Source organism: Pseudomonas sp. NFACC32-1 (genome assembly GCF_900101215.1).
In the GTDB taxonomy this organism is placed as follows: domain Bacteria; phylum Pseudomonadota; class Gammaproteobacteria; order Pseudomonadales; family Pseudomonadaceae; genus Aquipseudomonas.
In genome coordinates this window covers 46,140-70,526 of record NZ_FMUL01000018.1, presented here as the reverse complement: position 1 = coordinate 70,526, position 24,387 = coordinate 46,140, and the positions used below count along the sequence as shown (strand labels likewise).

Sequence of the window (24,387 nt, the reverse complement as noted above, 5' to 3'; positions counted from 1 at the left end):
GCCCATCGCATCGGTGACTGCATGGATCTTGTCATTGCCCGCCCCGAAGGCCTGTATTGCCCGCCCGGAGATTTCTACATCGACCCCTGGCGTCCCGTGGAACGCTCGGTCATCACCCACGCCCACGGCGACCATGCCCGCAGCGGCAACCAGCACTACCTGGCGGCGGCCCCCGGCGAAGGCATCCTGCGTTCGCGACTGGGCCAGGACATCAATCTGCAGACCCTGCCCTACGGCGAACGCTTGCGCCATCACGGCGTGACCCTGAGCTTGCACCCCGCCGGCCACGTCCTGGGCTCGGCCCAGGTACGGCTGGAGTACGAAGGCGAAGTCTGGGTGGCATCCGGGGACTACAAAGTCGAACCCGACGGCACCTGTGCCGCGTTCGAGCCGGTGAGATGCCATACGTTCATCACCGAATCCACCTTCGGCCTGCCGATCTATCGCTGGCAGCCCCAGGCGCGGATATTCGACGAGATCAACCAGTGGTGGCGCGGGAACATTGCCGCCGGCCGCACCAGCGTGTTGCTCTGCTACTCCTTCGGCAAGGCCCAGCGGATCCTCCATGGTATCGACTCCGGCCTCGGACCGATCCTGGCCCATGGCGCGGTGGAACCATTGAATCGTGTCTACCGTGAGGCCGGGGTGTATCTGCCGCCGACGATCTATGCCGCAGACGTCCAGAAGAACGATCCGCTCATGAGCCAGGCCCTGGTCATCGCCCCGCCCTCCGCCGGCGGCAGCACCTGGATGCGCCGATTCGGCGACTACAGCGACGCCTTCGCCAGCGGCTGGATGCGCTTGCGAGGCACCCGGCGCAGGCGCGGCGTGGACCGAGGCTTCGTGCTCTCCGACCATGCAGACTGGCCCGGCCTGCTGTGGGCCATCGAACAGACCGGCGCGGAGCGGGTCATGGTCACCCACGGCTCGGTGGGCGTGCTGGTGCGTCACCTTTGCGAACAGGGCCTCGACGCCCAGGGGTTCTCCACCGAATACGGCGACGACGAGGAAGAGCCCGCCAGCGTGACGCCCCCCTCCGACGAGGAGGCATCATGAAGGCCTTCGCCGAGCTGTATGCCGACCTGGACGCCACCACCTCCAGCAATGCCAAGCTGGCCGCCATGCGGGGCTACTTTACCCAGGCCTCGCCACAGGATGCCGCGTGGGCCGTGTACTTCCTCTCCGGGGGCCGGCCACGGCAACTGGTACCGGTGAAAATCCTGCGGGAACTGGCGGTGCAAGTGTCCGGCCTGTCGTCCTGGCTGTTCGAGGAAAGCTACCAGGCCGTGGGCGACCTGGCGGAGACCATCTCGCTGGTGCTGCCGGAGTCGCCCCACCGCTCCGACGAAGGCCTGGCGGCATGGATCGAAGAGAAGCTGCTGCCTCTGCGGGGCGAGCCGCCTGAAGTACTGGCGGCACGGCTGCCAGCCCTGTGGGCGCAGCTCGACCGGCCGAGCCTGATGCTGTGCATCAAGCTCATCACCGGCAGCTTCCGGGTCGGCGTGTCCAAGTTGCTGGTGACCCGGGCCCTGGCCGGCCTGGCAGGGCTGGACAGCAAACGAGTGGCCCAGCGGCTGGTGGGCTACACCGACCTGTCCCATCGCCCCACGGCCGACAGCTTTCTCAAGCTGATCGCCGCCGAATCCGACGATGAGCATGCCCAACGCGGCGGCCAACCCTATCCGTTCTTCCTGGCTCACGCCCTTAGCGCGTCGGTGGAGCAGTTCGGCACACTCCTGGGGCCGGCCAGCGATTGGCAAGTGGAATGGAAATGGGACGGTATCCGCGCCCAGCTGGTCAAGCGCGACGGCCAGCTATGGGTGTGGTCCCGGGGCGAAGAGCTGGTCACCGAGCGCTTCCCCGAACTGCACGCCCTGGCCGGGGCGTTACCGGATGGCACGGTGATCGACGGTGAGATCGTGGTCTGGAAAACCCCACTTCCCCTCACCGACGAGGCCTTCGATGCCGATGCGCCGCTGCAACCGGCCGTGCAGCCCTTCGCCTTGCTGCAACAGCGCATCGGCCGCAAGACCCTGAGCAAGAAAGTCCTTGAAGATGCCCCCGTGGTGGTCATGGCCTACGACCTGCTGGAATGGCAGGGCGAAGACTGGCGCAGCCGCCCCCAGGCCGAGCGTCGCGAGTGCCTGGAGGCGCTTGTCACCCGCTGCCACAGCCCGGTCCTGCTGCCGTCGCCGATCGTCACCGGGCGGGACTGGCCCGACCTGGCCCGCCAGCGCGAAGCGTCCCGCAGCCTGGGAGTCGAAGGCATGATGCTCAAGGCACGCGATGCGCTGTACGGCGTCGGTCGGACCAAGGACATGGGCGTGTGGTGGAAGTGGAAAATCGACCCGTTCAGCGTCGATGCCGTATTGATCTATGCCCAGCGTGGCCACGGCCGGCGCGCCAGCTTGTACAGCGACTACACCTTCGCCGTGTGGGACAACCCGCCGGGCAGCCGCGAACGCAGCCTGGTGCCGTTTGCCAAGGCCTATTCGGGGCTGACCGATGAAGAAATGCGCCAGGTCGACAGTATCGTGCGCAAGACCACCGTGGAGAAGTTCGGCCCGGTGAGCAGCGTGAAGCCCACCCTGGTGTTCGAACTGGGCTTCGAGGGGATTGCCCTGTCCAAGCGACACAAGAGCGGCATCGCAGTACGGTTTCCGCGAATGTTGCGCTGGCGCCAGGACAAGACCGTCGAGGACGCCGACACGTTGGCAACGCTGCAGGATCTGCTGAAATGAAATCCGCCTTCAGGTCCGAACTCAGTCAGTAAACGAAAGACCGCCCCGTCTGTGTGGCGAGTGGATTTATCCCGCCGCCACAGAGACAGGATCACCATGGATAACTTTCCTCCCCTGCCGCGCATTCCCCGGCAACGTCCGATCCATCCTGGTGCATTTTTTGCGGTACGCTGCCACCTCGCGCACCATCACCTTGCATGCTGGCGCGTCGAAGCTTTTAAACGCCTGTTCGCCACTCTGGTTCGGAAATTGCTATCTTTTTGCCGTCTACCGTTCTCACCATTGCCGGTAACAACACTTAACGCGCCACAAGCGCTCACCTTTGGTTCTAGGGACTCGATAATGAAAAAAGCACTGCTGACCCTTTCTGCACTGGCATTGTGCATGGCTGCTGGCGTCGCCACGGCCAAGGAATACAAGGAACTGCGTTTTGGTGTCGACCCGTCCTACGCCCCGTTTGAATCCAAGGCCGCCGATGGCAGCCTGGTCGGTTTCGACATCGACCTGGGCAACGCGATCTGCGAGGAACTGAAAGTCAAATGCAAATGGGTCGAAAGCGATTTCGACGGCATGATCCCGGGCCTGAAGGCCAATAAGTTCGACGGCGTGATTTCTTCCATGACCGTTACCCCGGCCCGGGAAAAAGTCATCGATTTCTCCAGCGAACTGTTCTCCGGCCCGACGGCCTACGTGTTCAAGAAAGGCTCGGGCCTGAGTGAAGACGTCGCTTCGCTCAAGGGCAAGACCATCGGCTACGAGCAAGGCACCATCCAGGAAGCCTACGCCAAGGCCGTGCTGGACAAGGCCGGCGTCAAGACCCAGGCCTACCAGAACCAGGACCAGGTCTACGCCGACCTGACCTCCGGCCGCCTCGACGGCGCGATCCAGGACATGCTCCAGGCCGAGCTGGGCTTCCTGAAATCGCCCAAGGGCGTCGACTATGAAGTCAGCAAGCCGGTGGACAGCGAACTGCTGCCGTCCAAGACCGCCATCGGTATCAAGAAAGGTAACAAAGAGCTGAAGGCGCTTTTGGACAAAGGTATCAAAGCGTTACACGATGACGGCAAGTACGCCGAAATCCAGAAAAAACACTTTGGCGATCTGAATCTGTACAGCGGCAAATAATGCGCGGCGCCCGTCCGGCCTCGGACGGGCGCTTTTTTTCTGCCAAAGGCATTCTCCATGTTCGAACAACTCCTACAAAATCTGGGGCTCTCGGCCTTCAGCCTGCAGGGTTTCGGCCCGCTGCTGATGCAAGGCACCTGGATGACCATCAAGTTAGCGGCCTTGTCCCTGTTGCTGAGTGTCCTGCTCGGCCTGCTGGGCGCCAGCGCCAAGCTGTCGCGCCTAAAACTGCTGCGAATTCCAGCCCAGCTCTACACCACGCTGATTCGCGGCGTACCGGACCTGGTGCTGATGCTGCTGATCTTCTACAGCCTGCAAACCTGGCTGACCTCTTTCACCGATTTCATGGAATGGGAATACATCGAGATCAACCCGTTCGGCGCCGGGGTCATCACCCTGGGCTTCATCTATGGCGCGTACTTCACCGAAACCTTTCGCGGCGCGATCCTCGCGGTTCCCCGGGGCCAGGTCGAAGCGGCCACGGCCTATGGCCTCAAGCGTGGCCAGCGTTTCCGTTTCGTCGTGTTCCCGCAAATGATGCGCTTCGCCCTGCCGGGCATCGGCAATAACTGGATGGTGATGCTCAAGGCCACCGCGCTGGTGTCGATCATCGGCCTGGCCGATCTGGTCAAGGCGGCCCAGGACGCGGGCAAGAGCACCTATCAGCTGTTCTACTTCCTGGTACTGGCGGCACTGATCTATCTGCTAATCACCAGTGCCTCCAATGTCATCCTGCGCTGGCTGGAACGTCGCTATGCCGCCGGAGCCCGGGAGGCCGTGCGATGATCGAACTCCTGCAGGAATACTGGCGACCGTTCCTTTACAGCGACGGCGTCAACGTCACGGGCCTGGCGATGACCTTGTGGTTGCTCAGCGCTTCGCTGCTGATCGGCTTCGTGATGTCCATCCCGCTGTCCATCGCCCGGGTCTCGCCCAGGTTCTACGTGCGCTGGCCGGTGCAGTTCTACACCTACCTGTTCCGCGGTACACCACTCTATATCCAGTTGCTGATCTGCTACACCGGCATCTACAGCATCGCGGCGGTGCGCGCCCAGCCGTTGCTCGACAGCTTCTTCCGGGACGCGATGAACTGCACCATCCTGGCTTTCGCCCTGAACACCTGCGCCTACACCACGGAAATCTTCGCCGGGGCGATTCGCAGCATGAACCATGGCGAGGTGGAAGCGGCCAAGGCCTATGGCCTGACCGGCTGGAAACTGTACGCCTACGTGATCATGCCGTCGGCGCTGCGGCGCTCGCTGCCCTACTACAGCAACGAAGTGATCCTGATGCTGCACTCGACGACGGTGGCATTCACCGCTACCGTTCCAGACGTACTGAAAGTCGCCCGGGACGCCAACTCGGCCACCTTCCTGACTTTCCAGTCGTTCGGGATCGCCGCGTTGATCTACCTGAGCGTCACCTTTGCACTGGTGGGGCTCTTCCGCCTCGCCGAACGTCGTTGGCTGGCCTTCCTCGGCCCGACTCACTAAGGTTCACGTAAATGCGCCACCAGATTCATGACCTGCTGGCCCCGCTGCCGGGGACCGCACGCAAGATCCACAGCTTTCACTTCGGCCCGGAAAACGCCGCCGGTAAAATCTACATCCAGTCATCCCTGCACGCCGACGAGTTGCCCGGCATGCTGGTGGCCTGGCACCTCAAGCAACGCCTGGCGGAACTAGAAGCCTCCGGCCACCTGCGCCACGAAATCGTCCTGGTACCGGTGGCCAATCCCATCGGCCTGGAACAAGTGCTGATGGACGTACCCCTGGGCCGCTACGAGCTCGAGAGCGGGCAGAACTTCAATCGCCGGTTCGTCGACCTGAGCGAAGAAATCGGCAACGAGATCGAAGAGCTGCTGACCCAGGATCCACAACACAACCTGATGCTGATCCGCACCAGCCTGCGCGACGCCCTGGCCCGACAGACCGCCAGTACGCAACTGCAATCCCTGCGCCTGGTGCTGCAACGGCTGGCCTGCGACGCCGATATGGTGCTGGACCTGCATTGCGACTTCGAAGCCGTGGCCCACCTCTACACCACGCCCGAGGCCTGGCCCCAGGTCGAGCCGCTGGCCCGCTACATCGGCGCCGAGGCCTGCCTGCTGGCTACCGACTCGGGGGGCCAATCGTTCGACGAGTGCTTCACCCTGCTCTGGTGGCAGCTCAAGGAGCGCTTCGGCGACCGGTTCGAGATTCCCCTGGGCAGTTTTTCGGTCACCGTCGAATTGCGCGGCCAGGGCGACGTCAACCACGGCCTCGCGAGCCTGGACTGCCAGGCCCTGATCGAATACCTGATCCGCTACGGCGCCATCGAGGGCGAGCCGATGCCTTTGCCCGACCTGCCTTACCCGGCCACGCCCCTGGCCGGCGTCGAGCCGGTGGCGACGCCTGTCGGCGGGCTGCTGGTGTACAGCGCGCTGCCCGGCGAATACCTGGAGGCCGGGCAACTGGTGGCGCAAATCATCGACCCGGTCAACGACACCGTCACCCCCGTCCACTGCCGCAATGCCGGGCTGATGTATGCCCGCTCCCTGCGTCGCATGGCCACCGCCGGCATGGTGATCGCCCATGTCGCCGGCACCGAGGCCTACCGCAGCGGTTACCTACTTTCGCCTTGAGGATGCATGCTCCATGTACAAACTGACCATCGAAGGCCTGCACAAAAGCTATGGCCAACATCAGGTGCTCAAAGGCGTTTCCCTCAAGGCCAGGACCGGCGACGTCATCAGCCTGATCGGCGCCAGCGGTTCGGGGAAAAGCACCTTCCTGCGCTGCATCAACTTCCTGGAACAACCCAACGACGGCGCCATGAGCCTGGACGGCCAATCGATCCGCATGGTCAAGGATCACCACGGCATGCACGTGGCCGACCCGAACGAACTGCAACGCATCCGCACGCGCCTGGCCATGGTGTTCCAGCACTTCAACCTGTGGAGCCACATGACCGTACTGGAAAACATCACCATGGCGCCACGCCGGGTGCTGGGGGTCGACAAGCAGGAGGCCGAGGCCCGTGCCCGTCGCTACCTCGACAAGGTTGGCCTGCCGGCGCGGGTCGCCGAGCAATACCCGGCGTTTCTTTCCGGCGGCCAGCAACAGCGGGTGGCCATCGCCCGGGCCCTGGCGATGGAGCCGGAGGTGATGCTGTTCGACGAACCCACTTCCGCCCTGGACCCCGAGTTGGTGGGTGAAGTGCTGAAGGTCATCCAGGGCCTGGCCGAAGAAGGTCGGACCATGATCATGGTGACCCATGAAATGAGCTTCGCCCGCAAGGTCTCGAACCAGGTGCTGTTCCTGCATCAGGGGCTGGTGGAAGAAGAAGGCGCGCCGGAAGACGTGCTGGGCAATCCCAGGAGCGAACGACTCAAGCAGTTCCTCAGTGGCAACCTGAAATAACCCTCGGCGTAGCTGAATCGAGGGGCCAGCTACCGCTCTTGTGGCGAGGGGATTCATCCCCGTTGGGCTGCGCAGCTGCTCCTCAGTCGATCGCCTCGGTGCGTCTGGCAAATCATTCCTGAGCTTTCGGGCTGCTTCGCAGTCCAGCGGGGATGAATCCCTCGCCACAGGGTTCTTTAAAACCTTTCATAGCCCGCCGTGGTCTCTGAAGAAGGACTTTCAGGACGCGCGCGGCAGGCATGGCGACATCCAACAATTTCGCAAACCAGTGGTTCGGCGCCCGCGGCTGGAAGCCGTTCGCCTTTCAGAAACAGGTATGGGCCGCAGTAAAACGAGGCGACTGCGGGCTGCTGCACGCCAGCACCGGCGCGGGCAAGACCTACGCGGTATGGTTTGCCGCCCTCGATCGTTTTGCCCATCCGGCACCGCCGCCGGATAAACCTCGCAAACGCAAGCCACCGGCCGAACCGCTGACCGTCCTGTGGATCACGCCCATGCGGGCGCTGGCCGCCGACACCGGCAAGGCACTCGAAGCACCGCTGGCGCCGCTGCAGATCAACTGGAGCGTCGGACTGCGCACCGGGGACACCAGCGCCAGCGAACGGGCCCGCCAGGGCAGGCGCCTGCCTACCGCGCTGATCACCACGCCTGAAAGCCTGACCCTGCTGCTTGCCCGGGCCGATGCGCAAGCCGCCGTCTCGACCTTGCGCATGGTCGTAGTGGACGAATGGCACGAGCTGCTCGGCAACAAGCGCGGCGTGCAGCTGCAGCTGGCTTTGGCGCGCTTGCGGCACTGGCACCCCGGACTCATCGTCTGGGGGGTGTCCGCCACCCTCGGCAACCAGGCCCACGCCGAGCAGGTATTGATTCCCCAAGGCAACGGGGTCAGCGTGCAAGGAGCCAACGCCAAGGCATTGCAAGTCGACACGCTGATCCCTCCCGCCCTCGAACGGTTCCCCTGGGCCGGACACATCGGCCTGAAGATGCTGCCCCAGGTCGTCGCCGAAATCGAGGCCAGCAGCAGTTGCCTGGTCTTCGCCAACACCCGGGCCCAATCGGAGATCTGGTACCAGGCCTTGCTGGAAGCCAGGCCCGACTGGGCCGGCCTGATCGCACTGCATCACAGCTCGCTGTCCCGTGAGACCCGGGATTGGGTCGAACGGGCCCTGAAGGACGGCCAGCTCAGGGCCGTGGTATGCACCTCGAGCCTGGATCTGGGGGTGGATTTCCTGCCGGTGGAGCGGGTGCTGCAGATCGGCTCGGCCAAGGGCGTGGCGCGGCTGATGCAGCGAGCCGGACGCTCCGGCCACGCGCCGGGCCGGACCTCGCGGGTCACCCTGGTGCCGACCCACAGCCTGGAACTGATCGAGGCGGCCGCCGCCCAGGATGCCGTGGCGCAACGGCGCATCGAACCTCGGGAATCGCCCCACAAGCCTCTGGACGTCCTAGTGCAACATCTGGTCAGCATGGCCCTGGGCGGCGGCTTCATTCCCGAGGCGTTGTTCGAGGAAGTACGGGGTGCCTGGGCCTATCGCGACCTGAACGCAGCCGAATGGGCCTGGGCCCTGGCGTTCGTGCGCCATGGCGGCCTGTCGTTGACAGCCTACCCCGACTACCGAAGGGTAGAGCCCGACGAACAGGGCGTCTGGCGGGTACCCGACGCACGCCTGGCCCGGCGCCATCGCATGAGCATCGGCACCATCGTCAGCGACGCCAGCCTGCAGCTGAAATTCTGGAGCAAGGGTGGAGGCGGCAAGACCCTGGGCAGCGTGGAGGAAGGCTTCATCGCCCGCCTGCGTCCCGGTGACGGTTTCCTCTTCGCCGGGCGCTTGCTGGAGTTGGTGCGAGTCGAAGACATGACCGCCTATGTACGTCGCAGCCAGGCGAAAAAGGCCGCCGTGCCACGCTGGAACGGCGGGCGGATGCCACTTTCCAGCGAACTGGCCGCCGCCGTGGTGGCACGCCTGAGCGAAGCCGCCGCGGGGCGTTTCCAGGGGCCGGAAATGCAGGCAGTGCAACCGCTGCTGTCGACCCAGCAGCGCTGGTCCGGCTTGCCCACGCAGCAGACGCTGCTGGCCGAGACCCTGAAATCCCGTGAAGGCTGGCATCTGTTCCTGTATCCGTTCGCCGGACGCCAGGTGCACCTGGGGCTTGCCAGCCTGCTGGCGTGGCGCATCAGCCAGCGGCAGCCCCTGACGTTTTCCATCGCGGTCAACGATTACGGCCTGGAACTGCTCAGCGCCACGGCGGTGGATTGGTCGCGACAGCTCGATGGCGCGCTCCTGAGCACGGACAACCTGCTGGCCGACGTGCTTGCCAGTCTCAATGCCGGGGAACTGGCCCTGCGGCGCTTTCGTGAAATCGCCCGGATCGCCGGACTGGTATTCGCCGGTTACCCCGGCGCGCCCAAAAGTACCCGGCAGGTCCAGGCGTCCAGCGGGTTGTTCTTTCAGGTGTTCAAGCAATACGACGCCGATAACCTCTTGCTGGCCCAGGCCGGGGAAGAGGTCCTGCGTGAAGAACTGGATATACGTCGACTGGAGCAGACCTTGGAACGCCTCGATACCCTGACACTGGACCTGCATCCCATCCAGCGCCCCACTCCCCTGGGGTTCCCGTTGCTGGTGGAGCGGTTCAGGGAGAGCATGAGTTCGGAAAAACTGGCCGATCGGATCCGCCGGATGGTCAGCGAGCTGGAAGAAACCGCCGATCGGGGTGATCGCTGATGCCCGCCCCGTATCCTGTCCATCTGGCCGGCGAAGAACTCTGGCTGTTGCCCCAGAAAGCCCTGTACTGGCCCGCCCAGGAAACCCTGATGGTGGCGGATGCCCATTTCGGCAAGGCCGCCGCCTACCGCAGCCTCGGCCAGCCAGTGCCACACGGCACCACCGCCAGCAACATCGAGGCCCTGGACTCGCTGCTGGCAAGCCTGCCGTGCCGGCAACTGATCTTCCTTGGGGATTTTCTCCACGGCCCGGGATCCCATGCGCCGGGCACCCTGAAGGCGCTTTCCCAATGGCGTGAACGACATCCGCACCTGGCGATCACGCTGATTCGCGGCAACCACGACAAGCGCGCCGGCGACCCACCGCCCGCGCTGAACATTCGCGTCGTACCGGAGCCTTTGCTGCTGGGCCCTTTCGCTGTGCAGCACGAGCCCGAGCCACACCCGAGCCGTCATGTCCTGGCCGGGCACGTGCACCCGGTCTACCACCTCAGTGGAAAGGGGCGCCAGCGCCTTCGCCTGGCCTGTTTTCGCCTGGGCAGCGAGATCAGCCTGCTGCCCGCCTTTGGCGCGTTCACAGGGGGTTATCGGATCGAGCAGGACAACGACTGCCGGATATTCGTGATCGGCGACAACGAAATCTGGCCCATCGACTGAAACACTGCCGGTGTCCGATCGATGGGCCAGCCTTTCGTCAGGCTACAGGGGCGGGAGGCGGCTCGTCCGGCAAGGTCGGCTCGCCGGGTTCGGTGGGTTGCTCGTTGGGGGTGTCGGGATCGGGTTGGCCGGGTATGCCTCCCGCTGCTTCGACAGGGTGGGCCAGCAAGGACCAAGCCAGGACGCCGATCTGGTTGGGCTCAAGCCTTGCCAGTTCGGCACTGATGCGCGGATCGATCTTCATAGAGCTACTCCTGAGCGAAGGCCCGTCGCGCTGAGGCAAAAACGGGCAGTACATCTGGATAGAGTGTCTGCCCGCTCAGGAATTCCAACAACTCGTCAGAATCAGGTACGCGGCAATGTCACACCGCGTTGACCCTGGTATTTGCCGCCACGGTCCTTGTAGGACACTTCGCACTCTTCATCGGACTCGAGGAACAGCATCTGCGCCACGCCTTCGTTGGCGTAGATTTTCGCCGGCAGGGTGGTGGTGTTGGAAAACTCCAGGGTCACGTGCCCTTCCCACTCCGGTTCCAGCGGCGTGACGTTGACGATGATGCCGCAACGGGCATAGGTGCTCTTGCCCAGGCAGATGGTCAACACGTTGCGCGGGATGCGGAAGTACTCGACCGTGCGTGCCAGGGCGAAGGAGTTCGGTGGGATGATGCAGACGTCGCTCTTGATGTCGACGAAACTCTTCTCGTCGAAGTTCTTCGGGTCGACAGTGGCCGAATTGATGTTGGTGAACACCTTGAACTCATCGGCGCAGCGTACGTCGTAGCCGTAGCTGGAGACACCGAAGGAAATCAGCCGGTCGGCGCCTTCGCCACGCATCTGGCGCTCCACGAAAGGCTCGATCATGCCGTGCTCTTGCGCCATGCGGCGAATCCACTTGTCCGATTTGATGCTCATGGCGGGTGTCCTGATAGCGAGGTGGAGAAAAACTGTCCGGCATCTTACCGGGGCGCGGGACGGGTTCAAAGTGCAGCGAGCAAATCTCGCCGATCCGCCTTGATTTACGGGGCCTGCCGGCAATCGCGCGCGCCGTCAGTCACTAAAACCGAGAAACCTTCGCAAAGACCATTGGCACGTTACGGAAAAAGGGTTAAGGTGGCGTCACTGTGCTGCTTGTGTCACTGAGAATCTCTACACGATATGTTGAATTTCGATCCAACCATCTACAAGAATTTTTCCTGCTCTTTGCACTCAGTCTCGGCCAGGGTTCTTCCTGAGTCGCAGTTATCTTTGTCCAAGGAGTTACACCATGTCTAATCGCCAAACCGGTACCGTCAAGTGGTTCAACGATGAAAAAGGCTTCGGCTTCATCACCCCACAATCCGGTGACGATCTGTTCGTACACTTCAAAGCCATCCAATCTGACGGCTTCAAAAGCCTGAAAGAAGGCCAGCAGGTTTCTTTCGTCGCTACCCGCGGCCAGAAAGGCATGCAAGCTGAAGAAGTAACAGTTATCTAACTGTTCCTGATCCAGCAAAAGCCCCGCCCTCAAAAGCGGGGCTTTTTTATGCCTGTTTGCTTTAACCAGGCACAAAAAAACTGTGGGAGCGAGCCTGCTCGCGATAGCCATTTGTCAGTCAGCCTGGGTATGGCTGATCTGCCGCTATCGCGAGCAGGCTCGCTCCCACAGGGTTTATCCCTGGCCCGGGATTACCAGGTCACGCCAAACCCGGCCGTGTAGCGGGTCTTGCTCAGGTCGCTGTCCTCGGTGCCCTCGATGACATCCTTCTCGGCCTTGAGGTTGAGCGATGCCCAGTCGGTGACCTTGTAGCGCAGCCCCACCTCGGCGTCATAGGCATACTCCGCGACCCCGGACAGCGGCTTGCCCACTTCGCCGTTGGTAAAGAACTCGACGCGCTTGCCTATGAGATAGCGGTTGTAGTCCCACTTCATGGCAACGGAATAGAAATTGTCCTTGCCGCCGTCCCGGTACTCGTAGTCCGTGCGGTTCAACAGCGAGCCCAGCGAGAACGCCCCGAGTTCGTCATCCCAGAACTGATAGCCCGGACCGGTACCCACCACGCGCTGGCGGGCCAGGTCTTCGACCTTGTCGCGCTTGTAATTGAGGCGACCCTGCCAGAACCACTTGTCCGTCAGGAACCGGTCCAGGGAATATTCCAGCCTCCAGTTATCGGCCGAAACCACGTCATCCTGGAATTCACGGTTGTATTCGCCCTCGGCGGTATGCCGCCATCGGCCATGGCGCGCCGAAGTCTTGAAATCGATGTCGTAATCGTCGGTATCGTTTTCCGCGCGTTGATAATCCAGCGCGGCATCGATGTTGCCCTTCCACACCAGGTCTTCGACCACCGGCTTGGGCTTGAGAATCTGCTGGATACTCGCCAATTCCACCGTCTTGGGTTCGTCACCGTTGGCCAGGGTGACCTTGCCGTCGTCGGCCGCTTGCAGGGCCTTGGCTTTTTCACCGGAGTAGGCGTCCTGCTTGACCAGTAGCTGCTGGTCGCTCTCAAGGGTCTTGACCTGGTTCCAGTCGATGGGGACCGCACCCGCATACTCGGTCTGGATCAGCAATTTGCCGCCATCGAAAACGGTGATCTTTCCGCTAAGCTTGTCGCCGTTCTTCAGCCAGACGGTATCGGCAAGCAAGGGCATGGAGGCGCTGGTGACAGCTAGGCATAACAGGGTTCTGGACAACATAAGCGATAATGGGCTCAAGTTTTCGGTGAAAAGGCGGCATTATCCCCCGGGATGACACCTCAGCAACGACTGACCCGCGTATGGGGAATGAGTTCATTTCTCAACCGGTCCTGTAGGAATTAATCTACGGACGGACACTTCTTTCAGGAAAACCCAATGTGACTGATCTTCCAGCGGCCACCGAAGACGCCGCGCAAATCCGCCGCACCACTCTTTACCTGACCCTGGCGCAGGTGCCGGCCGGCAAGGTGGTCACCTATGGTCAGCTCGCCGAAATGGCCGGCCTGGGCCGTGCGGCCCGCTGGGTCGGCCGAACCCTCAGCCAGTTGCCCGAGGACACCCGACTGCCCTGGCACCGGGTGCTGGGTGCCGGCGGTCGGATCAGCCTGCCGGCGGGCAGCGCTTCAGGGGACGAACAGCGGGCACGCCTGCGCCTGGAGGGCATCAGTGTCCTGAACAATCGTGTTGATATTCGGCGTCATGGCTGGCGCCCGGTAGAGCACAGCGGTTAGAGTGCGCGCTTTGTTTTCGCAATTTTTGAGGCAGACTTCAGCCCATGCCCCGTAAAACCTGGCGCGCCGCCCTCGCCGCCTATGCCAGTCCCTCGACGCTCGTGCTGTTGCTGCTTGGCTTCGCCGCCGGCTTGCCCTACATGCTGGTGTTTTCCACGCTTTCGGTCTGGTTGCGCGAGGCTGGCGTGGCCCGCGAGACCATCGGCTACGCGAGCCTGATCGGCCTGGCATACGCCTTCAAGTGGGTCTGGTCGCCGCTGCTCGACCAGTGGCGCCTGCCACTGCTGGGCAAACTGGGGCGACGCCGTTCCTGGCTGGTGCTCTCCCAGGGCCTGGTGATCCTGGGCCTGATCGGCATGGGTTTCTGCGACCCGCAAAAACACCTCTCCTGGTTGATCGCCATCGCGGTGATCGTGGCCTTCGCCTCGGCCACCCAGGACATCGCCGTCGACGCCTATCGCCTGGAGATCGTCGACGACACCCGCCAGGCTGCCCTGGCCGCCAGCTACATGTCCGGCTATCGGGTCGCCGCGTTGCTGGCCACTGCGGGCGCCCTGTTCTTCGCCGAAGGATTTGGCTCCACCGGCTTCAGCTACAAGCACTCGGCCTGGGCCGGCACCTACCTGTTGTTCGGCGTGCTGATGGTGCCGGCCCTGCTCACCTCGCTGTTCATGCGCGAACCGCCTGTGCCGTTGCGCACGCAACTGCAGGCCGGACGCTACACCTTCGTCCACCAGCTGGCGTCGGTGTTCGTGCTCATCGTGCTGCTGGTATCGGTCCCGGCCATGTTCACCCAGCTCTACAACACCGATTTCGCCAGCGTGCTGTTCGAAGGGGTGAGCCTGCTGGACCTGCTGCTCGAAGATCGCGCCTTCCTGCGGGCCATCCTCTACATCATCCTGACCGCCATGTGCCTGTCGGCCATGGGGCGCCGCGGGTTGGCGCCGGTGCTGACGCCCATCAACGATTTCATCCTGCGCTATCGCTGGCAGGCGCTGCTGCTGCTCGGACTGATCGCCACGTACCGGATGTCCGACACCGTGATGGGCGTCATGGCCAACGTGTTCTACATCGACCAGGGCTTCACCAAGGACCAGATCGCCAGCGTCAGCAAGATCTTCGGGTTGATCATGACCCTCGTCGGCGCCGGCATGGGCGGCCTGCTGATCGTGCGCTTCGGCATCCTGCCGATCCTGCTCATCGGTGGCATCGCCTCGGCCGCCACCAATATCCTGTTCCTGATCCTCACCGACATGGGCCCCAACCTGAACATGCTGGTGGTGACCATCTCGCTGGACAACTTCAGCTCGGGCCTCGCCACCTCGGCATTCGTGGCGTACCTGTCGAGCCTGACCAACCTGAAATTCTCTGCCACCCAGTACGCCTTGCTCAGCTCGATCATGCTGTTGCTGCCACGCTTGATCGGCGGCTATTCCGGGGTGATGGTGGAAAAGTTCGGCTACCATAACTTCTTCCTGATCACCGCCCTGCTGGGTGTGCCGACCCTGCTGCTGATCGGCCTGCACTGGTTCCAGGAGAACCGTCGCCAGGGCGAAACCACGCCTGTGGAGCCGGCACCCACCCGACCCGCGGAAGATTCGTAGGAAACTTCAGTAACCGCCGGGGAAACCGGCGTTCGCACCCGGGGAGCAGCCACGCGCCTGTACGCCAGGGCATCTCGCCCGTACAATGCTCCGTCACTTCCAGTCATCAGCAACCGACAACGGCCAACCATGCGCACCAGTCAATTTTTGCTCGCCACACAGAAAGAAACGCCTTCCGACGCCGTCGTGATCAGCCATCAACTGATGCTGCGTGCCGGCATGATCCGCAAACTCGCTTCGGGCCTGTACACCTGGCTGCCGATGGGCCTGCGAGTCATGCGCAAGGTGGAAGCCATCGTGCGTGAAGAAATGAACGCCGCCGGCTCTCTGGAAGTGTTGATGCCGGGCACCCAACCGGCCGAGTTGTGGCAGGAGTCCGGGCGCTGGGAAGAGTACGGCCCCGAGTTGCTGCGCATCAAGGACCGCCACGGTCGCGACTTTTGCGCCGGCCCGACTCACGAGGAAGTGATCACCGACCTGATGCGCAACGAGTTGAGCAGCTATAAGCAGCTGCCCATCAACCTGTATCAGATCCAGACCAAGTTCCGTGACGAGATCCGTCCACGTTTCGGCCTGATGCGCGGGCGCGAATTCATCATGAAGGACGCCTACTCGTTCCATACCGACCTGGCATCGCTGCAGGTCACCTACGACCGCATGCACCAGGCGTACTGCAACGTATTCACCCGCCTGGGCCTGAAGTTCCGGCCGGTCGAGGCCGACAACGGCTCCATCGGCGGCGCGGGCTCCCACGAGTTCCACGTACTGGCCGAATCCGGCGAAGACGACATCGTCTTCAGCAACGGCTCGGACTACGCCGCCAACATCGAGAAAGCCGAAGCCGTGCCACGGGAAACCTTCCGTCCCGCGCCGAGCGAAGAGCTGCGCCTGGTGGACACCCCGAACACCAAGACCATCGCCCAACTGGTGGAAGGCTACAACCTGCCCATCGAGCGCACCATCAAGACCCTGATCGTCCGCGCCGAAGAAGAGGGCAAGCTGATCGCCCTGATCATCCGTGGCGACCATGAGCTGAACGAAATCAAGGCCGCCAACCAGCCAGGCGTCGCCAGCCCGCTGGTCATGGCCACCGACGCCGAGCTGCGCGATGCCATCGGCGCCGGTGCCGGCTCCCTTGGCCCGCTGAACCTGCCGCTGCCGATCATCATCGACCGCTCGGTGGCATTGATGAGCGACTTCGCCATCGGCGCCAACATCGACGACAAGCACTATTTCGGCGTGAACTGGGAACGTGACCTGCCCGTTCCTACCGTCGCCGACCTGCGCAACGTCGTGGCGGGCGACCCGAGCCCGGACGGCAAGGGCGTGCTGGAAATCAAGCGCGGCATCGAAGTCGGGCACATCTTCCAGCTGGGCAACAAGTACAGCAAGGCGATGAAGTGCGAAGTGCTGGGCGAGAATGGCAAGCCGGTCACCCTGGAAATGGGTTGCTACGGTATCGGCGTCTCCCGTGTCGTGGCGGCGGCCATCGAGCAGAACAACGACGAGAAAGGCATCATCTGGAGCGACGCCCTGGCGCCGTTCCAGATCGCCCTGGTGCCGTTGCGCTACGAGACCGACCTGGTACGCGAAGCCACCGACAAGCTCTACGCCGAACTGACGGCCGCCGGCTTCGAAGTGCTGCTGGACGATCGCGACAAGAAAACCAGCCCCGGCATCAAGTTCGCGGACATGGAACTGATCGGCATCCCGCACCGGATCGTCGTCAGTGATCGCGGCCTGGCCGAAGGCAACCTGGAATACAAGAGCCGTACCGAGGCCGAGCCGCAAGCGCTGCCGGTCGCCGACGTGCTCTCTTTCCTCCAGGCTCGTATCCGCCGCTGACACCAGATAGAGACGTCATGTTCAAGCGAAACACCTTAGGCCTCGGTGGCGCCGCATTGTGCGGCGCCCTGTTGGTCAGCGGCTGCGCCAACCAGATGTCGCAACGCAGCGAGCACGAAGAGCGGGTCGAGCGCAAACTGCTCGATCACAGCCTGCAGATCGACGTGGGCGAACCCAAGGTGCTCGACCTGCCGCAGCGCCGGGTACGCATCAACGAGCAGAAGACCTTCGAGGTCACCGAGTTCGAGGTCACGCGCCATTACGACCGCTACACGCCCTACCAGCCCTGGCGGGAGATCTACGAGATCCCCCTCGGCGCCGTGGCGGTAGTGGCCGGCATCGGCGCGAACGTGGCCAATGTGCTCACCCTGGGCAACGTGCCTGACAGCGCGACCCACGACTGGATCAGCTACGGTGTCGCCGGGCTCAATCCGTTCATGAACGCGCCATCCCATGGCCGCGCCCAACAGAACCTTGCCGGCATCGACGAAGTCCAGCGCGACAAGCGTACCGAATATTCGAGCCTGCCCTGGAGCGAACGCCCCGTGCAGGTCAAGGCTGCGCGGCAGACCTTCGAGCTGAGCACCGACCGCAACGGTGTGCTGCGCTTGAACCTGCTGGAAAGCCCGTTCGCCGAGCATGACCCGAGCCATCTGGGCAAGTTGCAGATCAGCGTGACGGACACCCTGGACGAAGTGCATACCGATTCGTCCCTGAGCATCAGCAGCAACCTGCGCAGCAAGCTGGTGGAAGCCCATGCCTTGATCTATGACGACCTGGAAGACGACGAAGTGAGCCAGTGGGTCCACCGGGTCAAGCGCCTGTCGGAGCTGGGCCTGGAAGAAGAAGCCAGCGAGCTGGAGCAGAGCCTGATCGAGCTGACCCGCAATGATCCGGAATTGCAGACTGAATTCCTCAAAGCCCTGACCAAGGACGGCGGGCGGCTGGTGGCGGATCCGGGCGCCAATTGAAGCCAAAGCACCAAGAATCCGAAGCAGTCCCTGTGGCGAGGGGATTAAGCAAACCGTCGCAACGCCCCGCTGGGCTGCGAAGCAGCCCTAAAACCTGACAGCCCTGTATATCAGACGGATTGCATGCATTACTTGGGGGCTGCTTCGCAGCCCAACGGGGATGAATCCCCTTACCACAGGGAACGCCTGGCGAGCCCTCACCGCTCGAACAACTCCAACTGTTCGTACCCGCCCCGCAAGTCCTCCAGCCGCACCCCGATCCCCAACAGCCGTACCGGCTTGCCACCGCGATTGAATGCCTGGGTCATGAGCGATTGATAACTGCCCAGGTCCCGCCCTGCCCCCGCCTGTTCGAGGGTGGTCTGGGTGAAGTCATGGAATTTCACTTTGACGAACGGCTTGCCGGGACGATAGCTGCTGTCGATGCGAGCCATGCGCCCACTCAGGGTCTGCATCAGCTCCGGCAGCTTGTCGAGGCAGCTGGCCAGATCGGGCAGGTCCACATCGTAGGTGTTCTCCACGCTGATGGACTGTCGCCGACTGTCGTTGTGCACCAGGCGCTCATCGATTCCACGGGCCAGGTTCCAGAGCCGCTCTCCGAAACTGCCGAACTCACGCACCAACGCCAACTTGTCCCACTGACGCAACTGCAGGCAATCGACGATCCCGAGACGGTTCAGTTTGTCGGCGGTGACCTTGCCAACGCCGTGAAGCTTGCTGACCGGCAGGGCCGAGACGAAGTCCTCCACCTGATCCGGCGTGATGACGAACAGGCCATTGGGTTTCTTCCAGTCGCTGGCGATCTTGGCGAGGAATTTGTTTGGCGCAACACCGGCCGACACCGTGATGTGCAATTGATTGGAGACCCTGCGACGAATGTCCTGAGCGATACGGGTGGCACTGCCGCCGAAATGGGCACTGGCGGAAACGTCCAGGTAGGCCTCATCCAGGGACAGGGGCTCGATCAGGTCCGTGTAATCGCTGAAGATCGTGTGGATTTCCTTCGACGCCTCCCGATAGGCGTCCATCCGAGGCTTGACGATGGTCAGGTCGGGACAGAGTTTCAAGGCATGGCCGGACGACATGGCCGAACGCACACCATAGGCCCGTGCTTCATAGTTGCAGGTCGCAATCACGCCGCGTCGATCCGCCGAGCCGCCGACTGCCATGGGCTTGCCGGCCAGTCGCGGGTCATCGCGCATCTCGATGGCGGCATAGAAGCAGTCACAGTCGACGTGGATGATTTTGCGTTGCGTCATAGCGAAACGAGATGTGGAATAGATCGGACCGCCAGTATCGCATCGGAACCTGTATATAGCACCAGTAGTTTGCAAGATCTTTCATAAGCGAAAAGAACGTCGCAGAAATTCATTTCTTCAATCGTGGCGAAGCGCGCGATAGAGCGCAAGCCCTTGCCACGCCTGCGTCACAGCTCGGTCACATGGCTTTCCTACAGGGCTAAGCGCTTGAAGCTGAACAGTTTTTTCAGGGCAAGGGGTTGACAGACCATCGTTCCTCTGTAGAATGCCGCCTCACAGACGCGGGATGGAGCAGCCTGGTAGCTCGTCGGGCTCATAACCCGAAGGTCGTCGGTTCAAATCCGGCTCCCGCAACCAAACGTCTGAAAAAGGCCATTCGAAAGAATGGCCTTTTTTGTGCCCGATCGTTTCGTCTTCCCCTGGCAGCGGGCTCGCCTGCTATAAGCCCTTCACCTTTAGACGGCAGCAGGCCGTGACATTGCCCTGTGGCCAAGCCCGCCCCGTCGGGAATGGGCTGACCCGGACCTTCAGGCTTGTAGGACAATTCTTTTTGATTTCGCGCATTTAGTCGCGTCGACGGCGGATTGGCCGTTAATTTGACCTCGCGACCTTTTAACGGTTGACACCTAAGCTTTCGCCTGTAGAATGCCGCCTCACAGACGCGGGATGGAGCAGCCTGGTAGCTCGTCGGGCTCATAACCCGAAGGTCGTCGGTTCAAATCCGGCTCCCGCAACCAAACGTCTGAAAAAGGCCATTCGAAAGAGTGGCCTTTTTTGTGCCTGCTGTTTTTAGGTCTGGTAAAAATCGGCTTCATTACAAAAGTTTTGTAATTATTTTCTGCCGCAGGGATTGGTAACCTGGCTGGATACCCCCATCCTGTCGCGCATAGCTCAAGAGGTGATTGATGCGCGCCCACTCTGACCCACAAGATACAGTTTCCGCGACACAACCGATCAAGGCCGAACGATTGCGCTGGCTGGATCGGATCAGTCAGTACCGACAGCCTATCGGCCTCGCCGTCACGCTGCTGCTGTTTGCGATCGCCCTGATCGCCTGTCGTCATCTCCTGAGCGAACTCGACCTTTACGCACTGCACGATTCGATTCTCGACGTGCCTCGCCCCGCCCTGCTTGGCGCCGTGGCAGCAACGGTCGCAGGCTTCATCATCCTCTTGGGCTACGAATGGTCCGCCAGCCGTTATGCCGGCGTGACGCTGCCGCCGCAGACATTGATCCTGGGCGGCTTCACCGCATTCGCCATTGGCAATGCCATCGGCCTGTCGCTGCTGTCGGGGGGCTCGGTGCGCTACCGACTTTACGCCCGCCATGGCCTCGGAGCGGCGGATGTCGCCCATATGACGTTGTTCGCCAGCCTGTCCCTGGGTTGTGCACTACCGCCACTGGCGGCACTGGCCACCCTCAGCAACCTGCCCGCCGCCTCCGCTGCGCTGCATCTTCCGGCTCCCCTGTTGGCGGCGATCTCCGTGGCGGTACTGTTGCTCATGGGCATCCTGGCGGTGGGTATCTATCGCCGGCGCCTGCCGGAGCAACCTCATCGGGACAGCCTGCTGGTCAGGGCCGGACGCCGCACCTTGCGCTTGCCGGGCCGACGCCTGACATTCCTGCAATTGGTGATCACGGCACTGGACGTCGCGGCCGCGGCCACGGTGCTGTACCTGTTGCTTCCCGAAGCGCCACCCTTCGGCGCGTTCCTGCTGGTGTACCTGCTGGCATTGGCGGCCGGGGTGCTGAGCCATGTGCCGGGCGGCGTCGGGGTGTTCGAAGCGATCCTGCTGGCCGCGTTTGCCGACAAGCTGGGAGCCGCACCGCTGGCCGCCGCCCTGCTGCTGTATCGCCTGATCTACGTGCTACTGCCCATGCTGGTGGCCTGCGTATTGTTGCTGATCAACGAAGCACAACGACTGTTCCAGACCCGCCAGACCCTGCGGGCGGCCTCGGGCCTGGCGGCGCCGGTCCTGGCGGTGCTGGTGTTCCTGTCTGGCGTGGTGCTGCTGTTTTCCGGCGTGACGCCGGAGATCGATACGCGCCTGGAGCATATCGGGTTCCTGATCCCGCACCGACTGGTGGACGCGTCCCACTTCGGCGCCAGCCTGGTGGGCGTGTTGTGCCTGTTGCTCGCCCAAGGCTTGCGTCGTCGCCTGTCGGCCGCCTGGATGCTGACCACCGTCTTGCTGCTGGTGGGTGCCCTGCTCTCGCTGCTCAAGGGGTTCGACTGGGAAGAAGCGACGCTGTTGACCTTGACGGCCGCCTTGCTGGCGGTGTTCCGGCGCTCCTTCTACCGTCCGAGCCGGCTCACCGAGCTGCCCTTTTCGCCGTTGTTCCTGATCGCCAGTCTCTGCGTGCTCGGCGCGTCGATCTGGCTGCTGCTGTTCGCCTACCAGGACGTTCCCTACAGTCATCAGCTGTGGTGGCAGTTCACCCTGGATGCCGACGCGCCTCGCGGCCTGCGCTCGCTGTTGGGGGCAGCGGTGCTGTTGGTGGTGGTCTCGCTGACCTGGCTGCTGCGCACCGCGCGGCCAGTGATCCACTTGCCGACGGCGCAAGAACTGGAGCGCGCCAAGACCATCCTGATGGCCTCTTCACAACCCGACGGCGGCCTGGCCCTGACCGGCGACAAGGCGCTGCTGTTCCATCCCAACGACGAAGCCTTCCTGATGTATGCCCGTCGTGGCCGCAGCCTGGTGGCGCTGTATGACCCGATCGGGCCGCCCCAGCAGCGGGCCGAAATGATCTGGCAGTTCCGTGACCTGTGCGATGTCCACCACGCCCGCCCGGTGTTCTACCAGGTACGGGTCGAGAACCTGCCGTACTACATGGATATCGGCCTGACGGCGATCAAGCTGGGTGAAGAAGCCCGGATCGACCTCAAGCGTTTCGACCTCGAGGCCAAGGGCAAGGAAATGAAGGACCTGCGCTACACCTGGAACCGTGGCACCCGGGACGGCCTGTCCCTGGAAATCCACGAACCGGGCCAGGCGCCGATGGATGAACTCAAGGTCATTTCCGATGCCTGGCTGACCGGCAAGAACGTGCGCGAGAAAGGGTTCTCCCTGGGCCGCTTCAGCGACGAGTACCTCAAGCACTTCCGCATCGCTGTGATTCGCTTCGAGGGCCGTCCGGTGGCGTTCGCCAACCTGCTGGAAACCCACAGTCACGAGCTGGCCAGCCTCGACCTGATGCGTGCCCATCCCGACGCGCCGAAGCTGACCATGGAGTTCATGATGGTCGGTCTGATCCAGCATTACAAAAACCATGGCTACGCCCGCTTCAGCCTCGGCATGGTCCCGCTGTCGGGCCTGCAGCCACGTCGCGGCGCGCCGCTGACCCAGCGCCTGGGCTCGATGGTGTTCCGCCGTGGCGAGCAGCTCTACAATTTCCAGGGGCTGCGCCGATTCAAAGACAAGTTCCAGCCTGACTGGGAACCTCGTTACATGGCCATGCCCGCCGGACTCGATCCGCTGGTGGCGCTGGCCGATACCGCCGCCCTGATCGCGGGCGGCCTGACTGGACTGGTGAAACGCTGATGATGCAACGCTCCTGGCGATATGTAGTGGCCGCCCTGCTGGTGCTGGCGGTGATCCTGGGGGGTGGTTACTGGTACTGGAACCGCCCCGCCCCGCAACCTACCCTTGAACAACTGACGCCTGCCGACGGCGTGCCCATGACCCGGGTCGTTCCCGGCACCAAGCCGCGTGCCCAGGTCCTGGTGGCGGTCAATGAAGAGCAGAAGCTGAGTGATACTCAGCTGAGCACACTCAGCCGCAGCGGCTCGGCACTGATCGTCCAGGTGATCCTGCCCAAGGACTGCATGTTGCAGGGACGCGCCCTGCAAGCCGGCCTGAGGCAGCTCCAGGGACCGGCGACGCTGGTCAGCGGCATCGGCCCTGGCGCCGTGCTGGCCTGGCGCTGGCTGGCCGAGCAGAAGGATGACAAGGCCAAGGCCGTCTCGGTGGACCTGGCCCTGGAAAAACCCGGCTGCACCCACCTGCTGCCCAAGAGCGCGGCCCACGGCCACTGGCTGGTGGCCTGGAACGATAACCCCGATGACACCAGCGCCGGGTTCGTGCGGGACCAACCGAATGCCGAAACCAGCATCAGCGACTATGACATCGCCTTGCCACAAGTGCTGAACAACGAGCTGCGCAAGATCCTGGTGGGCGCCGAGAAGGGCAAGGGGGGCCTGGCCATTCCGGTGGTGGAAGTGCCCGCCAGCCAGGCCCGGGACACCGTGACCCTGTTCCTCTCCGGGGATGGCGGCTGGCGTGACCTGGATCGTGACGTGGCCGATGAAATGGCCAGGATCGGCTATCCGGTGGTCGGTATCGACACCCTGCGCTACTACTGGCAGCGCAAGAGCCCGGAACAGAGCGCACTGGACCTGACCGAACTGATGCAGCACTACCGCCAGATCTGGGGCACCAAGCGCTTCATCCTGACTGGCTACTCCTTCGGAGCCGACGTGCTGCCGGCGATCTACAACCGCTTGCCGGCCACCGAACAGCAACGGGTCGACGCGATCATCCTGCTGGCCTTCGCCCGCACCGGCAGCTTCGAGATCGAAGTCGAGGGCTGGCTGGGCAACGCCGGCACCGAAGCCGCCACCGGCCCGGAAATGGCCAAGTTGCCTGCCGGCAAAGTGGTGTGCATCTATGGCGCCGAAGAAGCCGGCGAAAGTGGCTGCACCGACAAGACAGCGGTAGGTGAAGCCATCCAGCTGCCGGGCGGGCATCACTTCGACGAAAACTACCCGGCCCTGGCCAAGCGCCTGGTGGACGAGATCAACAAGCGCCAGCAGGCCGCTGCGCAATGATCTGACACTGCGGCGGGAATTCACTTCCTTGCCCACAAAAAAG

20 protein-coding genes and 2 tRNA genes are annotated in these 24,387 nt (G+C 62.9%); 18 read left to right on the top strand and 4 right to left on the bottom strand.

Translation table 11 applies throughout. The annotated features are described in order from the left end of the window. Positions 1 to 21: 21 nt before the first annotated feature. The 9 genes from BLP99_RS22805 to pdeM all read left to right on the top strand — a co-directional run bounded on the left by BLP99_RS22805 (position 22) and on the right by pdeM (position 10,649). Positions 22 to 1,056: a ligase-associated DNA damage response exonuclease gene (locus BLP99_RS22805; RefSeq protein WP_076405314.1), complete on the top strand. Its 1,035-nt coding sequence runs from the start codon at positions 22 to 24 to the stop codon at positions 1,054 to 1,056. Beyond that, complete coding sequence (locus BLP99_RS22800) at positions 1,053 to 2,741, top strand: ATP-dependent DNA ligase (protein WP_092181810.1); 1,689 nt, start codon at positions 1,053 to 1,055, stop codon at positions 2,739 to 2,741. Before BLP99_RS22805 ends, BLP99_RS22800 begins: the two co-directional genes overlap by 4 nt. A 342-nt stretch (positions 2,742 to 3,083) precedes the next feature. Continuing rightward, a complete protein-coding gene (locus tag BLP99_RS22795) occupies positions 3,084 to 3,866 on the top strand; it encodes a transporter substrate-binding domain-containing protein (RefSeq protein WP_072387771.1) in 783 nt (260 codons plus the stop codon). Between the two features lie 57 nt (positions 3,867 to 3,923). Then, positions 3,924 to 4,652 (top strand): ABC transporter permease, encoded by a 729-nt coding sequence (locus BLP99_RS22790; RefSeq protein ID WP_072387773.1) that lies wholly within the window; start codon positions 3,924 to 3,926, stop codon positions 4,650 to 4,652. Further along, positions 4,649 to 5,359, top strand: coding sequence for an ABC transporter permease (locus BLP99_RS22785; RefSeq protein WP_072387775.1), 711 nt, complete (start codon positions 4,649 to 4,651; stop codon positions 5,357 to 5,359). Before BLP99_RS22790 ends, BLP99_RS22785 begins: the two co-directional genes overlap by 4 nt. Before the next feature lie 11 nt (positions 5,360 to 5,370). Beyond that, on the top strand, positions 5,371 to 6,489 hold the full coding sequence (locus BLP99_RS22780) for a succinylglutamate desuccinylase/aspartoacylase family protein (RefSeq protein WP_072387777.1): 1,119 nt from the start codon (positions 5,371 to 5,373) through the stop codon (positions 6,487 to 6,489). A gap of 13 nt (positions 6,490 to 6,502) precedes the next feature. Further along, positions 6,503 to 7,267, top strand: coding sequence for an ABC transporter ATP-binding protein (locus tag BLP99_RS22775; protein ID WP_072387779.1), 765 nt, complete (start codon positions 6,503 to 6,505; stop codon positions 7,265 to 7,267). 239 nt (positions 7,268 to 7,506) lie between these two features. Next, positions 7,507 to 9,993: a ligase-associated DNA damage response DEXH box helicase gene (locus BLP99_RS22770; RefSeq protein WP_092181807.1), complete on the top strand. Its 2,487-nt coding sequence runs from the start codon at positions 7,507 to 7,509 to the stop codon at positions 9,991 to 9,993. Beyond that, the gene (gene pdeM / locus BLP99_RS22765) at positions 9,993 to 10,649 is read left to right on the top strand and encodes a ligase-associated DNA damage response endonuclease PdeM (RefSeq protein ID WP_072387783.1); all 657 of its coding nucleotides are present in this window, start codon (positions 9,993 to 9,995) and stop codon (positions 10,647 to 10,649) included. The genes BLP99_RS22770 and pdeM overlap by 1 nt, the downstream gene beginning before the upstream one ends. Before the next feature lie 37 nt (positions 10,650 to 10,686). On the opposite strand, the gene BLP99_RS22760 is transcribed toward pdeM, so the two are convergent. Continuing rightward, positions 10,687 to 10,893 carry a hypothetical protein gene (locus BLP99_RS22760; protein ID WP_072387785.1) on the bottom strand — a complete coding sequence of 69 codons (207 nt, stop codon included), beginning with the start codon at positions 10,891 to 10,893 and terminating at the stop codon, positions 10,687 to 10,689. A gap of 101 nt (positions 10,894 to 10,994) precedes the next feature. Continuing rightward, positions 10,995 to 11,561 carry a dCTP deaminase gene (gene dcd, locus BLP99_RS22755; RefSeq protein WP_017126297.1) on the bottom strand — a complete coding sequence of 189 codons (567 nt, stop codon included), beginning with the start codon at positions 11,559 to 11,561 and terminating at the stop codon, positions 10,995 to 10,997. A 352-nt stretch (positions 11,562 to 11,913) separates the two neighbouring features. Here dcd and BLP99_RS22750 point away from each other — a divergent pair, with 352 nt between their 5' ends. Further along, entirely contained in the window at positions 11,914 to 12,123 is a 210-nt protein-coding gene (locus BLP99_RS22750) for a cold-shock protein (protein ID WP_024780123.1), read from the top strand. 191 nt (positions 12,124 to 12,314) lie between these two features. On the opposite strand, the gene BLP99_RS22745 is transcribed toward BLP99_RS22750, so the two are convergent. Next, entirely contained in the window at positions 12,315 to 13,322 is a 1,008-nt protein-coding gene (locus BLP99_RS22745; protein ID WP_072387787.1) for a DUF481 domain-containing protein, read from the bottom strand. Positions 13,323 to 13,480: 158 nt separating this feature from the next. On the opposite strand from BLP99_RS22745, the gene BLP99_RS22740 reads away from it, so the two are divergent. The 4 genes from BLP99_RS22740 (at position 13,481) to BLP99_RS22725 (ending at position 18,254) form a co-directional block, all read left to right on the top strand. After that, the gene (locus BLP99_RS22740; RefSeq protein ID WP_072387788.1) at positions 13,481 to 13,834 is read left to right on the top strand and encodes an MGMT family protein; all 354 of its coding nucleotides are present in this window, start codon (positions 13,481 to 13,483) and stop codon (positions 13,832 to 13,834) included. Between the two features lie 44 nt (positions 13,835 to 13,878). After that, positions 13,879 to 15,438, top strand: coding sequence for an AmpG family muropeptide MFS transporter (locus BLP99_RS22735; protein ID WP_072387789.1), 1,560 nt, complete (start codon positions 13,879 to 13,881; stop codon positions 15,436 to 15,438). Between the two features lie 129 nt (positions 15,439 to 15,567). Continuing rightward, the gene (locus BLP99_RS22730) at positions 15,568 to 17,283 is read left to right on the top strand and encodes a proline--tRNA ligase (protein ID WP_072387790.1); all 1,716 of its coding nucleotides are present in this window, start codon (positions 15,568 to 15,570) and stop codon (positions 17,281 to 17,283) included. Between the two features lie 17 nt (positions 17,284 to 17,300). Beyond that, the gene (locus BLP99_RS22725) at positions 17,301 to 18,254 is read left to right on the top strand and encodes a hypothetical protein (protein ID WP_072387791.1); all 954 of its coding nucleotides are present in this window, start codon (positions 17,301 to 17,303) and stop codon (positions 18,252 to 18,254) included. Positions 18,255 to 18,451: 197 nt separating this feature from the next. Here BLP99_RS22725 and dinB read toward each other — a convergent pair whose 3' ends face one another. Then, a complete protein-coding gene (gene dinB / locus BLP99_RS22720) occupies positions 18,452 to 19,513 on the bottom strand; it encodes a DNA polymerase IV (protein ID WP_072387793.1) in 1,062 nt (353 codons plus the stop codon). 280 nt (positions 19,514 to 19,793) lie between these two features. On the opposite strand from dinB, the gene BLP99_RS22715 reads away from it, so the two are divergent. The 4 genes from BLP99_RS22715 (at position 19,794) to BLP99_RS22700 (ending at position 24,344) form a co-directional block, all read left to right on the top strand. Then, positions 19,794 to 19,870, top strand: a tRNA-Met gene (locus BLP99_RS22715). 303 nt (positions 19,871 to 20,173) lie between these two features. Next, positions 20,174 to 20,250: transfer RNA gene (locus BLP99_RS22710), tRNA-Met, on the top strand. A 168-nt stretch (positions 20,251 to 20,418) separates the two neighbouring features. Then, on the top strand, positions 20,419 to 23,058 hold the full coding sequence (mprF, locus tag BLP99_RS22705) for a bifunctional lysylphosphatidylglycerol flippase/synthetase MprF (RefSeq protein WP_072387794.1): 2,640 nt from the start codon (positions 20,419 to 20,421) through the stop codon (positions 23,056 to 23,058). Then, positions 23,058 to 24,344, top strand: a complete 1,287-nt coding sequence (locus tag BLP99_RS22700) for a virulence factor family protein (protein ID WP_072387795.1) — start codon at positions 23,058 to 23,060, stop codon at positions 24,342 to 24,344. The genes mprF and BLP99_RS22700 overlap by 1 nt, the downstream gene beginning before the upstream one ends. Positions 24,345 to 24,387: the final 43 nt, after the last annotated feature.